Annotated in this window: 16 protein-coding genes and 1 pseudogene; 8 read left to right on the top strand and 9 right to left on the bottom strand. The window is 39.9% G+C overall.

Features of this window, described 5'->3' with window-relative positions:
• Positions 1–37: 37 nt before the first annotated feature.
• Positions 38–1,078 carry an alpha/beta fold hydrolase gene (locus FTT94_RS00850; RefSeq protein WP_373685357.1) on the bottom strand — a complete coding sequence of 347 codons (1,041 nt, stop codon included), beginning with the start codon at positions 1,076–1,078 and terminating at the stop codon, positions 38–40.
• A gap of 334 nt (positions 1,079–1,412) precedes the next feature.
• On the opposite strand from FTT94_RS00850, the gene FTT94_RS00845 reads away from it, so the two are divergent.
• Entirely contained in the window at positions 1,413–2,027 is a 615-nt protein-coding gene (locus FTT94_RS00845; RefSeq protein WP_078189941.1) for a carbonic anhydrase, read from the top strand.
• 82 nt (positions 2,028–2,109) lie between these two features.
• Here the strand turns inward: FTT94_RS00845 and FTT94_RS00840 are convergent, their stop codons facing one another.
• A complete protein-coding gene (locus FTT94_RS00840; RefSeq protein ID WP_078193022.1) occupies positions 2,110–2,739 on the bottom strand; it encodes an arylesterase in 630 nt (209 codons plus the stop codon).
• An 11-nt stretch (positions 2,740–2,750) separates the two neighbouring features.
• On the opposite strand from FTT94_RS00840, the gene FTT94_RS00835 reads away from it, so the two are divergent.
• Positions 2,751–3,482, top strand: coding sequence for an ABC transporter ATP-binding protein (locus tag FTT94_RS00835; RefSeq protein WP_180108911.1), 732 nt, complete (start codon positions 2,751–2,753; stop codon positions 3,480–3,482).
• The gene (locus tag FTT94_RS00830; protein ID WP_180170043.1) at positions 3,479–5,980 is read left to right on the top strand and encodes an ABC transporter permease; all 2,502 of its coding nucleotides are present in this window, start codon (positions 3,479–3,481) and stop codon (positions 5,978–5,980) included. The genes FTT94_RS00835 and FTT94_RS00830 overlap by 4 nt, the downstream gene beginning before the upstream one ends.
• Before the next feature lie 129 nt (positions 5,981–6,109).
• Here the strand turns inward: FTT94_RS00830 and FTT94_RS00825 are convergent, their stop codons facing one another.
• Positions 6,110–6,934, bottom strand: a complete 825-nt coding sequence (locus FTT94_RS00825) for a rhomboid family intramembrane serine protease (protein WP_180041178.1) — start codon at positions 6,932–6,934, stop codon at positions 6,110–6,112.
• 78 nt (positions 6,935–7,012) lie between these two features.
• Here FTT94_RS00825 and mtgA point away from each other — a divergent pair, with 78 nt between their 5' ends.
• Both mtgA and ppk1 read left to right on the top strand, forming a co-directional pair.
• The gene (gene mtgA / locus FTT94_RS00820; RefSeq protein WP_078193019.1) at positions 7,013–7,690 is read left to right on the top strand and encodes a monofunctional biosynthetic peptidoglycan transglycosylase; all 678 of its coding nucleotides are present in this window, start codon (positions 7,013–7,015) and stop codon (positions 7,688–7,690) included.
• Between the two features lie 146 nt (positions 7,691–7,836).
• Positions 7,837–9,918, top strand: coding sequence for a polyphosphate kinase 1 (gene ppk1 / locus FTT94_RS00815; protein ID WP_078189935.1), 2,082 nt, complete (start codon positions 7,837–7,839; stop codon positions 9,916–9,918).
• 87 nt (positions 9,919–10,005) lie between these two features.
• On the opposite strand, the gene FTT94_RS00810 is transcribed toward ppk1, so the two are convergent.
• The 5 genes from FTT94_RS00810 to rubA all read right to left on the bottom strand — a co-directional run bounded on the left by FTT94_RS00810 (position 10,006) and on the right by rubA (position 14,707).
• Entirely contained in the window at positions 10,006–10,617 is a 612-nt protein-coding gene (locus FTT94_RS00810) for a response regulator transcription factor (protein ID WP_078189934.1), read from the bottom strand.
• Between the two features lie 755 nt (positions 10,618–11,372).
• On the bottom strand, positions 11,373–12,278 hold the full coding sequence (oxyR, locus tag FTT94_RS00805; protein WP_168379234.1) for a LysR family transcriptional regulator OxyR: 906 nt from the start codon (positions 12,276–12,278) through the stop codon (positions 11,373–11,375).
• Positions 12,279–12,289: 11 nt separating this feature from the next.
• Complete coding sequence (locus FTT94_RS00800) at positions 12,290–13,228, bottom strand: alpha/beta fold hydrolase (protein WP_218948613.1); 939 nt, start codon at positions 13,226–13,228, stop codon at positions 12,290–12,292.
• A gap of 58 nt (positions 13,229–13,286) precedes the next feature.
• On the bottom strand, positions 13,287–14,465 hold the full coding sequence (locus FTT94_RS00795; protein ID WP_180024096.1) for an NAD(P)/FAD-dependent oxidoreductase: 1,179 nt from the start codon (positions 14,463–14,465) through the stop codon (positions 13,287–13,289).
• A 77-nt stretch (positions 14,466–14,542) separates the two neighbouring features.
• Positions 14,543–14,707 carry a rubredoxin RubA gene (rubA, locus tag FTT94_RS00790; protein ID WP_005179369.1) on the bottom strand — a complete coding sequence of 55 codons (165 nt, stop codon included), beginning with the start codon at positions 14,705–14,707 and terminating at the stop codon, positions 14,543–14,545.
• 527 nt (positions 14,708–15,234) lie between these two features.
• On the opposite strand from rubA, the gene FTT94_RS00785 reads away from it, so the two are divergent.
• Positions 15,235–15,780 (top strand): adenine phosphoribosyltransferase, encoded by a 546-nt coding sequence (locus tag FTT94_RS00785; RefSeq protein ID WP_078189930.1) that lies wholly within the window; start codon positions 15,235–15,237, stop codon positions 15,778–15,780.
• Positions 15,781–15,873: 93 nt separating this feature from the next.
• Here FTT94_RS00785 and FTT94_RS00780 read toward each other — a convergent pair whose 3' ends face one another.
• Positions 15,874–16,380 carry a YqiA/YcfP family alpha/beta fold hydrolase gene (locus tag FTT94_RS00780; protein WP_078193013.1) on the bottom strand — a complete coding sequence of 169 codons (507 nt, stop codon included), beginning with the start codon at positions 16,378–16,380 and terminating at the stop codon, positions 15,874–15,876.
• A gap of 461 nt (positions 16,381–16,841) precedes the next feature.
• Between FTT94_RS00780 and lysS the strand changes: the two genes are divergently transcribed.
• Positions 16,842–18,368: a lysine--tRNA ligase gene (gene lysS, locus FTT94_RS00775; RefSeq protein WP_180170042.1), complete on the top strand. Its 1,527-nt coding sequence runs from the start codon at positions 16,842–16,844 to the stop codon at positions 18,366–18,368.
• A gap of 179 nt (positions 18,369–18,547) precedes the next feature.
• A pseudogene (locus FTT94_RS00770) lies at positions 18,548–20,011 on the top strand (capsule assembly Wzi family protein).
• Positions 20,012–20,248: the final 237 nt, after the last annotated feature.

Genomic DNA, 20,248 nt, shown 5'->3' with positions numbered 1-20,248 from the left:
GAAGTCCCAGTGATGGGGATCTAAAAATGGCGAATGCTCAGTTTAACTGAATCAGTTTATCTACCAAAGGGTTTTTAAACTTTTGACTTTTCGCAAGGAAAGGCAAGTAATGGTCTGCAACTTGTTGTTCGGCTTCTAAGATTGGCATATGACCGACGTTATTTAAAATCACTGGGGTTTCCGCACGTTTCAGTAAAGACTTGAGTTCGCTAGCCACTTCAACATTAAAGATTTTATCTTGTTTGCCCCAAAGGATCAGGGTTGGGGCTTCCACCGTTCGGGTTAAACGAGCAAAAGTTTCAGGGGTGTAGATTCGATTGAGCGTGACGACTTGATCGATCATTTTACTGGTGAAGGGCGCACGCGCAATTAAGATATTTTCCTGCGCTTCTTTAAGCTGTGTCGGAACATTAGGCGGATTCTGCATGAGTTTATGCATAACATCATCTAAATCCCCCGGTTTTGAAACGATTAAATTTTTAAGTTTATACGGGTCACGGGTATAACTGGTATTGGCCTGTTTATAAATGCCCGCGCTGTTGAGTAAAAATAGGCTTTGGGTATCAAAGGGATATTGAGAGGCATATACCGTGGCAATGGAACCACCCAATGAGTGACCTGCGACATTCAGTTTATCTTCAATATCTATTTTAAGGACAAACTGGCGTAGTTGTTCCGTGACATTCGGCACTGAGACATCAAAATCGACCGGCACATGCGTATCGCCATTGGCCGGTAGGTCGGGGATAATCACGTGATAGTTCGGTGTTAAATAATGCGCAACACGATTCCAATTATCACGTGTGCCACCTAAACCATGAATCAGCAAGATGGTAGGTTTAGAGCGTTGACCGCCTTCGCTATAACTCCAATTCACATTCCCGACTTGAACACTGTGTGTGACTAAACCAGCCGCTTTACGCTCTTGGCTCAAATAGTTTTGCACGATAGAGGGTACAGCCAGGTTTTTGCTGATGGGAGACGGATTTGCAGCCAAAGTGTTGTTGGCAGTAAACGTCATACAGCAAATTGTTGCTAGCTTGAAAAAGCCAAAAATGCGTGAATGATGTCCTTTCATTGACGTTTACCCCAGTTAAATCGAATCGATATATTTTTTAGATCATTTATATGACTATTATCAGAATGGGCTGAAATAGCAAAAGCGTATATTTATGAAATATATTGTAAATTAAAAATGACCTTTGTCATCCATTGCTTTTTTGACGTGGTTAAACTTGCGTTTTAATAATGTGAACCATTACAGAAAAAATATTTTTTTTTGATGAATGTAGACTAGCATTTTCTATCAAGATGCATCGTCGTAGAAAAAATTCACAGCAATTGTTTTTGCAAGTGACAATCGATTCGACTGGGATTAAAATATTGCAACTTCGGATAAGGGTAATTAGAACATGCTAGCAGCAGCAGAAGCTTTAGATCGTTTAAAGAAAGGGAATCAACGTTTTGTAAACGGTGAAACGAATCACCCGAAGCTTTTGACGCATCAACAACGTGCTGAAATGGCCGAAAGCCAAGAACCTTTTGCGATTATTTTAGGGTGTTCAGACTCACGTGTTCCTGCTGAAATGGTATTTGACCAAGGCTTAGGCGATTTATTCGTGATTCGTGTTGCAGGTAATATTGTGGCACCGTCTCAAGTCGGTAGCGTGGAATTTGCAGCAGAAAGCTTTGGATGTCCTGTGGTCATTGTATTGGGTCATACACACTGTGGCGCGATTCATTCTACAATTGAAGCTTTAACTAATCCTGCGACACCACCATCAGCAAACTTGATGTCGATTGTGAACCGCGTTCGTCCATCTGTAGAAATACTCATGCAAACTGAATTGAAAGATGACCTTGAAAAACTTTCAATGCATGCAGTACGTTCAAACGTTTTTGCATCAGTGAATCAACTGCGTCATGGTTCAGCAGTCCTCGAAAACTTAATTGCGCAAGGCAAATTAAAAGTGGTGGGCGCTGAGTATTCACTCGAAACAGGTGAAGTAAGCTTCTACGATTTCTAAGCAAATTACAGTAAAGACAAGATATTAAAAAAGGCGCTCAAATGAAGCGCCTTTTTTATGAACCGATTTTCACCAACTAAATTTATAAACTTGCTTTGATCAATGGATAAGCATTGTTCAGCAAAATTGTTTGCGCTTTGGCATTCGGGTGGATCTGATCTTGTTGCATTAAGTTTTTATGTCCCGCAACCCCTTGCATAAAGAAAGGCAATAATTTGACTTTGTACTGTTGGCTCAACACTTGATAGTTATTTTCAAAAGCTTGGCTATATGCCTTGCCATAATTCGGTGGAATTTTCATTCCAAATAAAATGACTTTCGATTTGGCCTGTTGGCTTTTTTGAATCAGCTGCGCTAAATTTTTTTGAATTTGTGCAGGGGGCTGTCCGCGTAAACCATCATTACCACCTAACTCAATCACCACAAGGTCTGGACGATGAGTTTGCAACAGTTTAGGCAGTCGTGCCAAAGCACCACTGGTGGTTTCACCGCTGACACTTGCATTGACCACTTTATGTTGTTTCGGATACTGTTGGTCTAGACGTTTTTGTAATAAGTGGACCCAACCTTGCTGCACTGAAACACCATAACCTGCACTTAAGCTATCGCCCAAAATCATAATGGTTTTGGCAGAGAGCAGCATCGGGCAGAACATCAGTGCAATAGCCAGCAAGTAACTCAATAGACGATTATTTTGAATGCGATTTTGCATATAGGGAAGATATGACCCAACTTACGACAGATGTTGACATCATGCCACAGGCGATTATTTCTGCACAGCAATTGACACAAAAGATACAACTTCCACAAAAACAGTTATCGATCTTTGAACAACTCGATCTTGAAATCTTTGCAGGGGAACAAGTTGCGATCACTGGTCGTTCTGGTTCAGGTAAATCCACCTTGTTGGGGATTTTGGCGACCTTAGATCAAGCCAGTTCTGGACTGTTACGGGTCTGTGGTCAAGACATTCATCTATTAAATGAAGAACAGCGTGCTCAAGTTCGTTTGGCCCATATTGGTTTTGTCTTTCAGTCTTTCCAGTTGTTGCCACATTTAACGGCATTGGAAAATGTCATGCTGCCGCTACGGCTACAAGCAAATTTTCAGGTCAAAGCCGCCGAAGAAAAAGCATTAAAACTGTTAGCAAAGGTTGGATTAGAACGTCAAGCGCAACAAGCTCCCAAAGTTTTATCGGGTGGTGAGCAGCAACGGGTTGCGATTGCCCGTGCTTTGGTGAGTGAACCCGATCTGATCTTTGCAGATGAACCGACAGGTAATTTAGATAGTGCAACGGCACAGGAAATTGAACAACTGTTATTTCAGTTAAATCGTGAAATGGGAACCACTTTGGTATTAGTGACGCATGATGCCGATTTGGCCCGTCAATGTCAGCGCCATTTTGAATTGGTCAATGGTCAATTAATTGAGCATCGAACAGGAGATGCTACATGAATCTTTTGGCATTGTTTCGACCACTCTTACAGCTGAGTTTTAAAACTACGGGTGTGTATTTATTATTGATCGCACTAACCTTGGCGATCAGTGCCACCACTGCTTTAAAGTTTAGCAATGTACAAATTCAAAATGCAGTAGCGCTACAAGCTGCTGAAATGTTGGCAGCAGATTTGGCGCTGACAGCCAATGAACCAATTCCACAAGAGTGGCAACAACAAGCCAAAGCACAGCAATTAAAACATTCGAATGTCACGCTATTTAGCAGCATGGCGCACACCGATCAGCAATTTGTCATGGTCAATGTCAAAGCCGTTGATGCTGCATTTCCATTACGAGGTGAACTTGAAACAGAGCCGAAACTAAACCGGTCCATACAAGCAGGTGAGGTCTGGTTAAGTCCGCGTGCCATGGATTTATTGGGTGTAAAGGTTGGAGATCAGATCAATATTGCCGATGCTGCTTTTCAAGTCAGTGCCAAAATCATTCATGATACCAATCAAGAGCTTGGCTTCAGTGGTTTTTCACCGACGGTTATGATTGCGCAGTCTGAGGTGGCGAGAACCAATGCCATCCAAGTAGGAAGCCGGATTGAATATCGCCTGTTAATGGCTGGAGATGCACAAAATACCCAGCGATTTGAAAAACTGTATAAGCAGAAATTTGGCGATCAAAGCGAAAACCGTACTGCTAAATCAGATCATGCGCAGGTTCAAGATGCGGCTCAAAGCAGTTTAAAACTGAGAAATGCCAGTGAAGGCAATACCCGCTTGATGAAGCCGATAGCCAACCTAGAAACGTTTTTACAACTGGCGAATATTTTAACCATTCTACTTTGTGGCATCGCCATCGCATTAACCAGCCAGCGCTATGTACAACAAAATCAGGATGCCATTGCACTGATGCGCTGTATTGGATCGACCAAACAGCAAATATTAAGTGCTTATTTGGCTTTACTATTGGTTGTACTCGGGCTTTCAATCCTGTTTGGAAGTTTGATTGGTCTGGGATTGGGTTATGGCTTATTGCAACTGATGCTACAGTTGATTCCAAATTTACAATTAGAGTTTTCAGCCCTTTCCATGCTGCTTGGCCCGCTTCCAATTGCAATATTCACCAGTGCGATTGTGCTATTAGGATTTGTTCTTCCCAGTCTTTGGCAATTATTAGGGACGCCGCCAGCACGGGTGATACGACAACAAGAGCGTTCTGTACGTTCCATACTTTGGATGCTCAGTTTCGGCACACTCAGTTTGGTGGTGTTTTGTGGGGTATTAACTGAAAATTTACAACTCACCCTGTGGCTGATTTGCGCCATCATCTTTCTGTGTGTTGGCCTATATATGATGGTCTGGCTCAGTTTAAAGGCTTTGAAAAGTTGGGGGACGAAAATCTCAGCGTATTTACGCACACCGTATCAAACGGCATTTCAAATTACCGCATTAGCATTGGGTCTAAGTCTGATCACGGTTTTAGCGGTATTGCGCACGGATTTGCTGGAACGTTGGCAACAACAATTGCCACAAGGAACACCTAACCAATTTGTCTATGGATTACCGCCATTTGAGTTACAGGATTTTAATCAACAACTCAAGCTGCATGGTTGGCAAGGGACGCCGATGTACCCGAATATTCGTGGGCGTTTAGTTGCCAAAAATGATCTCCCTTTTTCGGATGCCTTAATTAAAAGCAATAATTCATTACGCCGTGAATTGAATCTCACACAGGCTGCAACTTTTCCAAAAGATAATCAAATCATCGCGGGCAATCAGCAGTTTCAACAGGTCAATGAAGTATCGGTAGAAGTGAAAACCGCACAAGAACTGGGTATTCAAATTGGAGATCGACTGAGTTTTAGCCTTCCTGAAGGGATTTTACAAGCCAAGGTGATCAACCTTCGCAGTGTGGAGTGGGAAAGCTTTAGTCCAAATTTCTTCTTTATTTTCTCTCCCCAAACCATGGATGAAAATGCCGGCAGCTATTTGGGGAGTTTCTATGTTCCACCGCAAGATAAAAATCAGTTAATTGGTCTAATTCAGCAGTTTTCGAATACCGTGTTTATTGATGTCAGTCTGATTTTGGATGAGATCAAACGCATCGTCAGCGTATTGGTTCAGATTATTACCATCTTGGCGCTGTTGGTCAGTATTTCAGGCATTTTGGTCTTGGTTGCATGTTTGAATTTATTTATGGATGAACGTAAAAAAGAAGTGGCATTACTGCGTTCCTTCGGCAGTTCCAAGCAAAAGCTAAAGTCGATGCTCAGTTTGGAAGTTGGTTTGATGGGGCTAATTTCAGGTGTCGTGGCGTGTATTTTTGCCGAAGTAATCAGTGCGATTGTCAGTTATAAAATGGAACTGGTCATCCAGCTACATGCAGAAATTTGGTTGATCCTCCCACTGGTCATGACCTTAGTCTGTACATTGATTGGACGTTATCGCTTAAGTTATCTTTGCGACATCCCACCCTTAGAAAGTTTGCGTGAACTGAATAGTTAAGGGGGGAGATGTTTAACAGCCGAGCAAGTTAAGAGTGGAGCAGGAACCCAGTGCGCAGTTCAGGTTTAGACATGATTTGATGTGTTTTCAACATATCTGTGTTGATAGCCACAGGGTTCATTCCACTGTTTAACGTGCTGCGAGAGATTGCTTCATCAGCAGGATAAAGTGTTCCCAAAGCGGTAATATCGGTTGGATTAATTGTTGGCAATGTAGATAAAACAGATAGCATCCGACAGTTGCGGCGATTAGACCGATCATTTGAATGATTAGGGATTGATGTACTTTTTGTCCCACATACCAAATGAAAGCCAAGGCAGCGCCCATCAACATGCCGCCAATATGCGCGGCATTATTAATTCCACTAATCATAAAGCCCATCGCGAGGTTAATTCCCATCACCATTAATAAAGTTTTTTTATCCAGATAAAATTGCTGTTTAGGTAACATGGGGAGCAGCGAAATAATCGTCAACGCGGCACCCAGTCCCATCACTGCACCCGATGCGCCTGCACCAATACTCGGGAAAAGCTGCTGATTGGCTGCACCTTCGGCCAATAATGCATAGCTATCTTGAATGGTTAAATACCCACTCAACAAACTTCCCATCAGTCCGGCTAAAACATACAGGCCGAGGAAGTAGAAACGACCTAACATTTGCTCGGCAACACTGCCAAAAATATACAAAGCCCACATATTCAACATCAGGTGAATCAGGCCAAAATGAAAAAACATACTGCTGAATAAGCGGATGGGTTCCTCTAAAAAGGTTAAAGGTGCATAATCAGCACCCCAACGCAAAGCATCCAGTGTGTCGGGTTGGCTTACGTTCATTCCATGCAACACTTGCCAGCCAAAGAGTCCAACATTGATGGTAATTAAGAGTGCTGTGATCCACCACAGTTGGATTTGCAGCTTACGGGTTGATACAGCAGGAGGGCTGAGTTCAGACATGCTATTCTTGTACTGTGTCAAAATATTTAAAAATAAGCTTAACATGAAAAAACAGAATTTCTGGAGTAACACACTGACATGAAAGCCTTTATTGTTCGTACATTGTTAATTCTTGTCAGTCTTGTGCTTTTGGTGCAGCTTTGGATCTTTGGTAGTCTGGTGTGGTGGCGTACACATCCTGTGGAATCGACAATGATGATGCGATTAGATTATTGGTCTGAGCCCTCCAAACCGATTAAACACGAATGGCGTGATTACGACCAAATCAGTGATTATGTCAAACATGCAGTTGTTGCCGCGGAAGATGGCAAGTTTTTACAACACAAAGGTTTTGATTGGGAGGGTATGCAAAATGCCTTAGAGCGCAATAAAGATAAAGGCAAAGTGGTTGCAGGTGGATCTACCATTTCTCAGCAATTGGCAAAAAACTTATTTTTATATAATAAGCGTTCATTTATCCGAAAAGGGCAGGAAGCTGTTGCAACATGGATGATGGAACGTATGTGGACGAAGCAACGAATTTTAGAGGTATATCTCAACTCGGTTGAGTTTGGGGATAACATCTATGGCGTCGAAGCTGCAACACAGCACTATTTTGGTAAAAGTTCACGGAGTTTGAGCCGAGAGCAAGCGGCATTTATTGCGGCTATTTTACCCAATCCAAAATATTATGATGAAAATCGACAAGATCGTAAGCTAAATTATCGTAAGCGCATGATCCAAAAATATATGCGTTATAGCCATATCCCAGATTAAGAACGATCTAAACACTCGTCAAATGGCATGGCAGCGATTTGAATTACAACAAAAAGCTCATATTAATGGGCTTTTTTTATGAAATTGTCACAAATTTGAAGCATACTAAACTGAGTACAGCACACATTTTTTAATATGGGTTTGAAATGAATACCGCAGCTGAAGTCGCGCAAGTACCAACTGAATATACTTATAATGATCGTTATATCAATCGAGAGTTATCGATTCTCGACTTTCATCTGCGTGTGCTCGAACAAGCGGTTGATCCGATACACCCTTTACTTGAACGCATGAATTTCTTGCTGATCTTTTCGCGCAACTTAGATGAATTTTTTGAGATTCGTGTTGCGGGAATGATGGAACAGCTAGACTTGGGCAATGAAAGCCGTAGTCCAGATGGTTTGACACCGAAACAAGTATTAGATGAAATTTCTGCGACTGCGCATGCGGCAATAGAGCGCCAGTATCGTATTTTAAATCAAGAAATATTACCTAAACTGCGTGAAGAAGACATTTGCTTCTTACGTCGTGGTGAATTAACCCCTGCACAGTCGGCATGGGTAAAAAAGTATTTCCAAGAACAAGTTGCTCCGGTCTTAACGCCAATTAGCTTAGATCCTGCACATCCATTCCCTCGCTTGGTGAATAAGTCGCTGAACTTTATTGTGACTTTAGAAGGGAAGGATGCGTTTGGTCGTCAGATTGACTTAGCCGTTGTACCTGCACCGCGTTCGCTGCCACGTGTCGTTCGACTCCCTGATGAATTAACCGGTGGAAAAGAACATCACGTGATGCTATCGGCAATTATTCATGAACATGTCTCTGACTTGTTCCCCGGTATGACGGCGACGGGTTGCTACCAATTCCGCGTGACGCGTAATGCCGATTTGGCTTTGAATGAAGATGTTGAAGATTTGGCTAAAGCCCTGAAAGGTGAGTTGAATTCACGTCGTTTTGGTCGTGCTGTTCGCTTGGAAGTGACAGAAAATTGTCCGCAGCATATTTATGAATATTTGCTTGATGAGTTTGATTTAGAAGAAGAGCAACTCTATAAAGTAGATGGGCCAGTTAACCTTGCACGTTTACTGTCAAACTTTAAACGTCCACATTTACGTTATGACGCACATATTCCGGTTATTCCGAAAGTACTCAAGAAGTCTGAAAACATCTTTAGTGCGATGCAAAAGCAAGATATTTTGCTGCACCATCCCTTTGAATCATTCGCACCGGTAATTAATTTACTGCGCGAAGCTGCACGTGATCCGCAAGTTTTGGCCATTAAACAAACGCTTTATCGAAGTGGTGCAGACTCTGAAATTGTGCAAGTTTTAGCAGAAGCTGCACGTAATGGCAAAGAAGTCACCGCAGTAATTGAGCTTCGTGCACGATTTGATGAAGAATCAAATATTGCTGTAGCCAATGTATTACAAGAAGCGGGTGCAGTGGTGGTGTATGGCATCGTGGGCTATAAGACCCATGCCAAAATGATTTTGGTGGTACGCCGTGAAAATAATAAATTGGTGCGTTATGTACATTTAGGTACGGGTAACTATCACGCGGGCAATGCGCGTATCTACACCGATTATGGTCTGTTAACTACCGATAAAGAACTCTGTGAGGATGTACATCGTATTTTCCAAGAGCTGACTGGTATGGGAAAAATGGCGAAGTTGAAAAAACTGCTGCATGCGCCATTTACCTTACATGCTCAACTGATTAATTATATTGATAATGAAATTGCTAATGCTAAAGCAGGTAAGCCTGCGCAAATCATTGTCAAGGTTAATGCATTAACTGAAGTTCAGTTGATCAATAAACTGTATGAAGCGTCACAAGCGGGTGTACAGATTGATTTAATTATTCGTTCTATTTGTTGTTTGCGTCCGGGATTACCGGGGCTGTCTGAAAATATTCGCGTACGTTCTATTGTTGGCCGTTTCTTAGAACATACCCGAGTATATTATTTCAGTAATAATGGCGATGCTCGGATTTACTGTTCAAGTGCAGACTGGATGGATCGTAATTTATTTAACCGTGTGGAAGCTTGTTTCCCAATTGAGGATCCCGCCTTGAAAAAGCGTATTTATCAATTAGGTTTAGTGAATTATCTAAAAGATAATCAGCAAGCTTGGTTGCTCCAAAGTGATGGTCGTTGGATTCGTACCCATGTTCAAGAGGGAGAGGAGGCACATAATTCACAGCATGTGCTTTTAGATGCATTTAAATAGATGTGGGTTATAAATAAAGGGAGCAGATGCTCCCTTTGGTATTTTTTAAGTATAGATTTATTTTTGAATACTTTATCTCAGCTAAATTTAGCTGTAGCTACAAATTTTTCTATAGATATTTTTGACAAAACCATCAATTTGATACGTTGAAAGTTTTAATTCATTGACCATCTGCTCTTGAGTCGCACTATGGCTGACCATATCCAAAATTTGATATTCAGCTGGATTTAGACTGAGTTGTTTCGGCGCTGCATTTTGCGGACTAAAAGTTTCACTCAATAAAAATTTAGCAAAAGTTGGGTGCAGGGCAGCACCACCTCTTAAAATGGTTTTCAGCTGGTTATAAGTGTCTTCAATTGGTTGTTGAATCAACATATAGGCAGTTGCACCTAACTGAATCGCATGTAAAGTTAAATCGGCAGACTGTTCATTGACTAAAATAATGAGATTGCTCGAAGGATAGATTTTCTTAATTTTATGTATGAATGAGATATCAGACTGTTGCGTGACCACTAAAAAGATTAAATTTGGCAATTGATTGAAAATTTGTTGTTCTGCATCTGCTAAATTTTCTGAAAATGTAATGAGGTCTTCAGGATAACCGAGGTCTCCTAAGATGTTAAACAGCACTGTTTTTGAAGTCATTGATTGATGATCAATGATCAAAACGGGTACTGGTAATAAAAATTCACTCATCATACATTTCGCTCATTTATTATTTTTAATCAAATTGCATTTCCATAATGTGCATGGAAGTGAATTAGAAAAATATACCTAGAAGTAGTGATTTATACATCAAAGTATAATTAAGTTATTGTGATATAATAGAATTTAATTAATGTATGGTTTTTTGTGTTTTTCATTATGTTGAATGCAAAGATTTATAGTTTTTTCGTTTTTATTTTTAGAATATTGATTAAATAATCATCAGATTTCGATTCGAATTGAAAATAATAAATGAAATGTGAAAGCAGTATTTTGACAACTAATAAATTGAACTGTTTCTGATGTGAGTTAATATTCACCTATTGCTTAGTTATTTTAAACATGAATATTAGTGACTATTTAAAATAATGTGATTTATTTCTCATGTATGGTTATTTTATAGCACAAAACATAATTATGAAAAAAGCCCTTTGAAAATGAATCAGACGTACTTTATCTAAAATACCTGAAACTAGTGATTTTAACGAAAGTTATATTTTACTAAGATGTATTAATCTTCTTACTTATCTGGCTAGTGTGAAGATATTATCGAGGCGATGAATTGAGATATACATCAAGTCATATATTACCTTATCAGGCTACCTATTTGGGTTAGCCTTTTCTTTTTTCTAGATACTATATTTTTATTTTCAATTTTAAATTCATCTCAATATTATTATTTCTGGATTATTCATTTCTGCAAAATAAAAAAGAGAGCACAGGGCTCTCTTTAATATTCATGGATTGAATTAGTGCAGATTACTGGTGATTTTCTGCAAGATTTGAAGCAATACATCAAATTCACTTTGAAGCGGCGTACTTTTACGCGTTACCAATGCTAATGTGCGTGTAGGACTAGCTTCTATTTCTTTCACAGCCAAATCTTCATTGGCTTTGATCATATTGGTATGAACTGCAATTTCAGGCAATAAGGTAAAGCCTAAATCTGCGGAAACCATTTCAACCAAAGTTGGCAATGAGCTTGCTTTTAAACGGTGGTCATTTTTACGTTCACCAATCGGGCAAGCACTCAAAGCATGATCACGTAAGCAATGGCCTTCTTCAAGCAACATTAAACGAGATAAATCTAAGTCGTCTAAAGATTTTGCTTGAGCTGCATTTTGGTCAGTTTTGTTGTACACCAAGAACAATTTTTCTTTGTTTACTTCTGCAACTTTCAAGCTACGTGTATCGAAAGGAAGGGCAAGTAATACAATATCTAGATTACCGTGCTCGAGTTTCTCAACAATTTTTTCACTTTGTGCTTCATGTAAGTGCAATTGAATTTTTGGTAATTGCTTATGCACTTCTTCTAATAATGGCGCAAGTAAGAATGGCGCAATAGTAGGAATGACCCCTAGATGTAAATCACCCGTTAGAGGTTCGCTCATTTCACGACTTAAACGCATTAGGTCTTGCGCATCTGCCAATAGAACTCGGGCTCGTCCGACAACTTGTTCGCCAAGAGGAGTTAAACGCACGTTTTGACGGTCGCGTTCTACCAATACGCCACCTAGTAAACGCTCAAGTTCCATGATCCCGCCAGACAAAGTAGACTGGGTGACAAAAGAACGACGCGCAGCTTCAGTAAAGTGTAGCGTTTCTGACAGTGTTACTAGATATGACAGCTGTCTTAAGGATGGTAATGCAGCCATAGTGTCCTAATTTATGATTTAAAGTGATCAGCAAACAAACCGCTAAGATATGGAATAAAATGCGGTGGGATATCATGCCCCATTCCATCAATTAATTCAAATTTAGCACCTGAAATAGCCTTTGCAACGGCCTTACCATGGCTTGGCGGCAGCAAACGGTCACGAGCTCCATGAACCACAATGGTTTTATGCTGAATTTGTTTATCCAACTGCAGCAGGGAACCTGTACATAATATTGCTAAAAACTGTTGAAGTACACCCGCTGGGTAATAACTCCGTTTATAGAGTTTACGTGCAGTTTGTATCGCTTCAAGCTGATTAATATAGCCTGGAGAGCCTATAATATTAAAAACTTTCAGGCTATGGTTAATAATGCCATCTTCATCGTTAGATTCAGGTTTTTCAATTAGACTAAATAATTGCTTTGGAAATGGCGGTGGAAGTAAGGGGTGGATGTTACTGGTAAAAAGTAAGCTTAAGTTGTGCACTTTATCTGGATAGCGTGCCGCCACGATTTGAGCAATCATGCCGCCCATCGAAGCGCCTAAAATATGGACTTTATCAAGTCCCATACGATCAATTAACAGTGCAACATCGTCTGCCATATCGTATAGATCATAAGGCGCACCTTGATTCTCTAGACCTAAGGCAAAACGTCCCATCAGTTTAAAGGTGTTAAGACGTGGACCTGGGTTACGAATTTTACTGGATAGACCTATATCACGATTATCAAAGCGAATAACTCGGTAACCTTGGTCTATTAGGGACTTACAAAAGAAATCGGGCCAATACAACATTTGTGCGCCGAGTCCCATAATCAGTAAGATTGCAGGATCTTCAGGATGACCACCCACCTCGACATGAAGTTCAATGCCATTGCCTAACTCTACGCGAGTTTCATGCATAAAAGAGGCATAAGGTGAAATATTAAACTGAAGGGCACTATTCATTGTTATTTTCCTTTAAAAAGGACGTCTATTATTATCAGGACGTCCTTGTATTTAAACCTTAAACTGAAGCGGGAATCAAGTCCGGAACCTGCTTAGTCAAAGTTAAGCGTTGCTTCCCAGCAGTTGCACCGAGCAGTACAAATCCACGTAATACGCCATCTTGATCAATCGCACGGGCAATCATGCCATCTTCAAGCTCTTCTGTTTCCCATTGGGTTTCTACATCAATTGGCGCAGGAAGGACAGTTAAAGGTGCAGCAGGTGTTTTAACAGCTACAGGCATGGCTGGATAATGCACAGCGGTATGTTCACCATTGAGGGTTTTTGCCAAAGCACGTGCTTGTTGCATGATCGGCATCACGTATGGCAGAAGGGTACCATTAACTTCAGCACAGTCACCGACAGCATAGATATCTGCCAAGTTGGTTTCTAAGCCTTTATTGGTTAATACACCGCGGCTGGTGTGAATGCCGGCTTGTTTTGCTAAGTTAATCTCAGGCTGTAGACCAATCGCAGACAACACAACATCTGCCACTAAGCTTTGACCATTGGCAAGGCTCACTTGATAGTCACCATTTTCAATACGTGACACTTTGTCGACTGTCGTACCTAAAACGAATTGAATACCCGTTTCTTCTAAATTGCTTTGGAATTTAGCTGCAACATGAGACGGCAGTAGGCGACCCAAAGGTTGCGGAGCTAAATCGACCACCGATACTTTCGCCCCAGTATTTTGGAGGTCGTTGGCAAATTCACAGCCAATCAAGCCTGCCCCTAAAATCACCACACGTTTATCTTCACGTGCTGCAAGCTGTTTACGGAAAGCTTTGTAGTGATCTAAATTGTTGACGACGTGAATGTCTTCACTGCCATCACCCGAAATAGCTAAGCGAATTGGATTTGCGCCGACTGCTAAAACGAGTTTTGAATATAGTTGTGTTTGAGTTCCATTTTGGCTTTCAATAGTAAGCTCATGTTTTGCTGCATCAATGGATTTAACCCAACTCTTATTGATGATTTGCATATTGAGTTGAGCCGACATTTTTTCGGCATCCCCTAGAGGGATTTGCTCAGGAGTTTTATTACCAACGAGCGCATTGGATAATGTCGGTTTAGCGTAGTTAATGGCATCATCCGCACAGATCATAATAAGTTCTAGTTCAGTATTTAACTTTCGAAATTCACGTGCAACGGCATATCCCGCCATACCAGAACCAATAATGACAATAGGGTGCATACTCAACTCCAAACACATTTCATATTTTTTAAAGACAAAAAAAAGACCATAACGATGATGGTCTTAGATTCTATTTATTAGATTTCAACCATTTCAAAATCTACTTTTGAGACGCCACAGTCTGGGCAAGTCCAATCATCTGGGATATCTTCCCATTTCGTTCCTGCCACGATACCGTCTTGTGGCCAGCCTTCTGCTTCGTCATAAATCCATCCACAAACGATGCACTGATACTTTTTCATTCCATTCTCCAAAAACTGACACAAAATTAAGTCAGTAAATACTTCATAACTGTATAAGTTTATTCCTTAAGGTTAAATCACCTTATACAGTAGACTCTTATGCTAAATTTTTACGCAGTTCTAACGATAAAGTAAAGTGGCTAAGAGTTTAATGAGTGAAATTAAAAGCAGAATGGCAGTGAGGGACAATAAATATCATAAAAACCCCAGATCTGGGAAAAATTGTCTGACAATATTTATGCCTATTGAAAGCTATATTGGAATTCATTTCCGTGAATTGGGTTCTAAATACCGCTTTTTCTATCTTCATAGACTAAAGTCTTGCAGAAAAAAACTCTAAAATCTTTTATTTTATGATTAGGAAAATATATATTTGATATTTTTTAAATAAATACAATATTAATAATCAATAGCTTATGTAAATTTACTGTATCTTAAATATGCATTTTGGTCGGGGGTTAGCTGTTCTTTTCTCTCAAATCGCGTTAAAATTCACACATTCCTTCCTTAATTTATTTTCTCCTATTATGAGTAATTCTACTGCTGCGGCATTGTGGTCTAACATTCGTACTGTCCAAGATTTCCCAAAACCAGGAATTTGCTTCTTTGACCTTACGCCGTTATTTATGAATAACATCGAATCGTTAACTGATGCCCTAATTGCAAGTATTCCAGCTGAGCAATTGGCAGAAGTAGATAGCTTTATTGCAGTTGAAGCGCGTGGTTTTGTTTTGGCAAGCTTACTTGCTCAGCGTACAGGTAAAGGTTTGGTCTTGGTGCGTAAAGCCGGAAAATTACCACCACCAGTTGTCGGTGTGGGTTATAGCCTTGAATACGGTTTAGATCGTCTTGAAATGTCAGCTGAAATCGAATCACAAAAAGTGATTATTGTAGATGACGTATTGGCGACGGGCGGTACGCTTCGTGCAGTGAAACAATTGGCTGAAAAATGTAAACACCAAGTTTTAGGCGCAAGCATTTTCTTAGATTTGCCTGACTTGCATAAAGATTTAGGTTTAAATATCTGGTCTGTTTTAGATGATAAAACACGTCCTGAAGCAGATGCTGCCTAAGCGTCAGCTTTAAAATGTAAAAAGCCTTGTCTATGACAAGGCTTTTTTATGTCTGATAAAAAAGACGTTGCTGCTTATGATGAATATTATGATTTATTTTTTTAAGTAGTTTAATTCGAGATGCTGGATTAAATCATTAATATTTTCAGGGCATTGTAGACGATGGTGTCCGCCATCCATGACTTGAACTTGCATATAATCTTCGAGTTGTTGCTCTGCTTCATACATATCTAAGATTTCATCACCACGTTCGATATAGGCAATTTGTGGAATATCGTGATCCAAATCCATTTCATTGATTGCAGGGTAGTCGTCGCGAAAGTCTGGATGCAGGCTCGGGTTGGCAATTACACACGGAATGCGATGAAACAGCGACATTTTTAATGCCCAATATGCCCCGAGACTATGCCCGACGATGATATCGGGCTTAATGGTTTCAATACTCTCGTGGTAAAAATCCGCAACAGTTTGAAAATTTAAGTTGCGATAGTCCACTTCAATGCAGAATTTTTGTTTTGCATTGATGGCATGGAACTTCGTAGATTCACGGGAAGAATCCAATCCATGTAAAAACAGAATTTTCGATAAGCAGGAAGTCATTGTTTTTCTACACACTGTTTTCAAACATTTTTGGATGTGTTGAATATTTTATTTTTCAACAATTTTATGACTTCATTGTAGATAGAATTGTCAAAAAGAGAATTTAGCTTTTGGTCTAATTTATAGGCATTTAAAAGACTTTAGTCTTAAAGAAAATAGATTAAAAGGTTGAATTAAGTTATTGATATATATTTTAATGTATTGATAATTACAAGTATTTTTAAAGCTTTTAGTTATCATCTGATATCATTAAAATGTAGGTTTTCGAGCTTGAGTATTTAATTTTTATCTACTGCACATCTGTAAGGTAGGTTCTATGTCTACCTGAAGGTATAACGATTAAAACATCTTACTTCGATAAATTTCTACTTATTAAAAAAATGCGCGCATTGCTTACTGCTCAATTCAAAGGAAATCTGCTATGCTATGCAACTTCCGTTTTTTAACTATTTGAGACAGAGATGACGCAACATAACGCTCAATCGACTTCTGAACAAGCCATTTCCGAAAACGATTTAATTGCACAGCGTCATGCCAAGTTAGAGCACATCAAAGAGCACGCCAAGGAAACAGGTGTTAGCCCGTGGCCTAACACATTTAAGCGTGAACACTATGCACAAGACCTACAAGATCAATTCGCTGAAAAATCAAAAGAAGAAATTGAATCAGGCGAAAAGGTTTATGTAAAAGTTGCTGGTCGTGTGATGTTGAACCGTGGTTCTTTCATCGTAATCCAAGATATGACTGGTCGTATCCAACTTTATGTACCACGTAAAGAGTTGGATGCTGATGTTCTTGCAACTATTAAAGCACTCGATTTGGGCGATATTATAGCCATTGAAGGTTATATTGGTCGTTCTGGTAAAGGTGACCTGTATGTTCATATTGAACATTTTGAGCTTTTAACTAAATCACTTCGTCCTCTTCCAGACAAATTCCATGGTTTGACTGATACTGAAGTTAAATACCGTAAGCGTTATTTAGACCTCATCATGAACGAAGAAACACGTAAAACTTTTGAAATTCGTGCAAAAGTGGTGTCAGGTATTCGTTCATATTTGAGCAATGAGCGTTTCATGGAAGTTGAAACACCAATGATGCATGTGATTCCGGGTGGTGCGTCTGCGCGTCCATTCGAAACTCATCACAACGCTTTGGATATGCCTTTATTCTTACGTATTGCACCTGAGCTTTACTTAAAACGTTTGGTCGTTGGTGGTTTTGAGCGTGTGTTCGAAATTAACCGTAACTTCCGTAACGAAGGTGTATCAACACGTCATAACCCAGAATTCACCATGATCGAATTCTACCAAGCGTATGCAGACTACAAAGACCTGATGGCTTTGACTGAAAATATGCTTGAAAAATTGGCGATCGACATCTTGGGTTCGACTGATGTGCCTTATGGTGAAGAAGTGTATAGCTTCAAAGGTCCATTCAAGAAGATTTCGATGTTTGATGCGATTCTTGAACACAACCCAACGTTCACTGCTGAAAATGTGGCTGACCGTGAGTTCCTTGCTAACTTCGTTAAAAATGAACTGAAAGAGCAAGTAAAACCTGGTTTTGGTTTAGGTAAACTTCAAACCATCGTATTTGAAGAAACTGTTGAAACTGAACTTCGTCAACCGACATTCATCACAGAATACCCTGCGGAAACTTCACCATTAGCACGTCGTAATGATGATAATCCACATATTACCGATCGTTTTGAATTCTTCATCGGTGGTCGTGAGTTGGCAAATGGTTTCTCAGAGTTAAATGACCCAATTGATCAAGCTGAACGTTTCCAAGCTCAAGTTGCCGAAAAAGATGCAGGCGATGATGAAGCAATGCATTACGATGCAGACTTCATTGAAGCGCTTGAATACGGCTTACCGCCTACAGCGGGTGAGGGTATTGGTATTGACCGTTTGGTGATGTTATTTGCCAATGCTGCAAGTATTCGTGAAGTGATCTTGTTCCCACATATGCGTCATAAAAACTAATCATAAAAACTAATTAAGTTTTGAAATGAAAAACCCGCTTAATGCGGGTTTTTTATTTTGTGCTTTTATTGAGCATTTTAATCGAAATGATAAAAAATTAGGGTAGATACAGTTTCGCCCTTGAATAAATGAGTTGAAAAATCTAAGGTGGGCTGTGAATTAAACTTGAGAAAAAGAGCATGTATTTAAGAAAGTCACTCTATGCTGCTGTACTGTTTGGATTATCAGTTCCTGTTTTTGCTCAGGGGATTGTATTAAATAATGAAGAATTACGCGCAGATTTAAATTGATTAAATCAGCAAGGCGTCATTCAAATTAGCACCTCAACATGGCCGATGAGTGGTGATGAAATACAGCGCGCTTTATCTGCTGCAAAAGCGACGACATCTGTACAGCAAAAAGTATTACAAAACATTCAAAATAAATTGACTGCTGAAAATACACTATTAAAAGCCGAATTATTTGCTGAGTCAGATAAAAATAATTTACCGCAAAATTTTGGTGATCATCAAAAAGCGCAGTATCAAGGTACACTTGAACTGAACGTTGGTGGTGAAAATTGGGATGGTCGTTTACGTGTAAATGCTGAAGATAAACAACAAATTAATAATGATCAAGATGTAAATGTAGAAGGCACATACATTGCCGGGAAGCTTTGGAACCAATGGTTAATTGCAGGTCAGATTCCGACTTATTGGGGGCCTGGTCATGACGGTAGTTTAATCCGTGGTGATGCGAGTCGCCCTGTGTATGGTTTTACTGCACAGCGTGCAGAACAGAATGCTTTTGAAACACCGTGGTTATCTTGGATCGGCCCTTGGCAGTATCAAGCTTTTGCTGGTCGATTAGATGACTATGCTGCGGTTCCAGATACGAATTTAATTGGTTTTAGACTTACAGCACAGCCATTACCATATCTTGAGTTAGGGGCTTCACGTACTTTCCAAATTGATGGGGAAGGGCAACCAGGAAGTGCTAAGGCGTATTGGAATGCATTCATTGGCAAAGATAATGAATGTACAGATACGGGTTGCGCGGGTGAAGGAAATCCCTCAAATCAATTGGCTGGTTTTGATGCGCGTTTGAATTTACAACCATTATTGCAAGTTCCAGCCAGTCTGTATGGCCAATATATTGGTGAAGATGAAGCAGGTGGTTTGCCTGCAAAAAGCATGTATCTTGCTGGGGTTGATTATTCTTCAAGTGTGAAAAATATGCCTTATCAACTCTATACTGAATGAGTCGATACTCGAACCAATGGTGATGCTAAAGGCATTTCTTATAACCACCACATATATACAGATGGCTACTATCAACATGGCTATCCACTAGGTCATGCCTTAGGTGGTGATGCTTAAATGGTTTCAGTGGGTGGAAATATACGTATTGATCAACTAAACCGTCTAAATGGTCGTGTACTGTTTGCAAAAGTTTCTGAAACAGAGCGTGCTGCTTTGAACAACGCAGCATTTCCTGAAAAAGATGAATTGAAAGCTCTAGACTTAACTTGGACACATTATTTACGTCCAGATATGCCTTTAAAAATTAACGGTTGGGTAAGTGACTCAGATTTAAATGGTAATGATGGTGGAGTGTCAATTGGAATTGAACTACCATTAGATAACCGTTTATTTCATTACTAACTGATGTTACGCGCGTAAAAGTAATTACGCATTTTTAAAATGATTTTTTTAAGTCTATTCGACGGAGTCTTGCATCTAGGGTTTGAATAAAGGGATTAGCCTTCGGCTGGAGGTACTTTTGTTTCGGCAAAAGTACCCAAAACCATTGTCATCCGCAAAACTCGTTTACTAGCGTCAAATTACTCAAAGTATCGCAAAAACTTTTTTGATTAGAAGTAGTCCTGCCTCGAACAGTTG

Source organism: Acinetobacter sp. YH12027 (genome assembly GCF_013420085.1).
In the GTDB taxonomy this organism is placed as follows: Bacteria; Pseudomonadota; Gammaproteobacteria; order Pseudomonadales; family Moraxellaceae; genus Acinetobacter; species Acinetobacter amyesii.
Note: the sequence above shows the minus strand (reverse complement) of the source record. Positions and strands in the feature narration are given on the sequence as shown.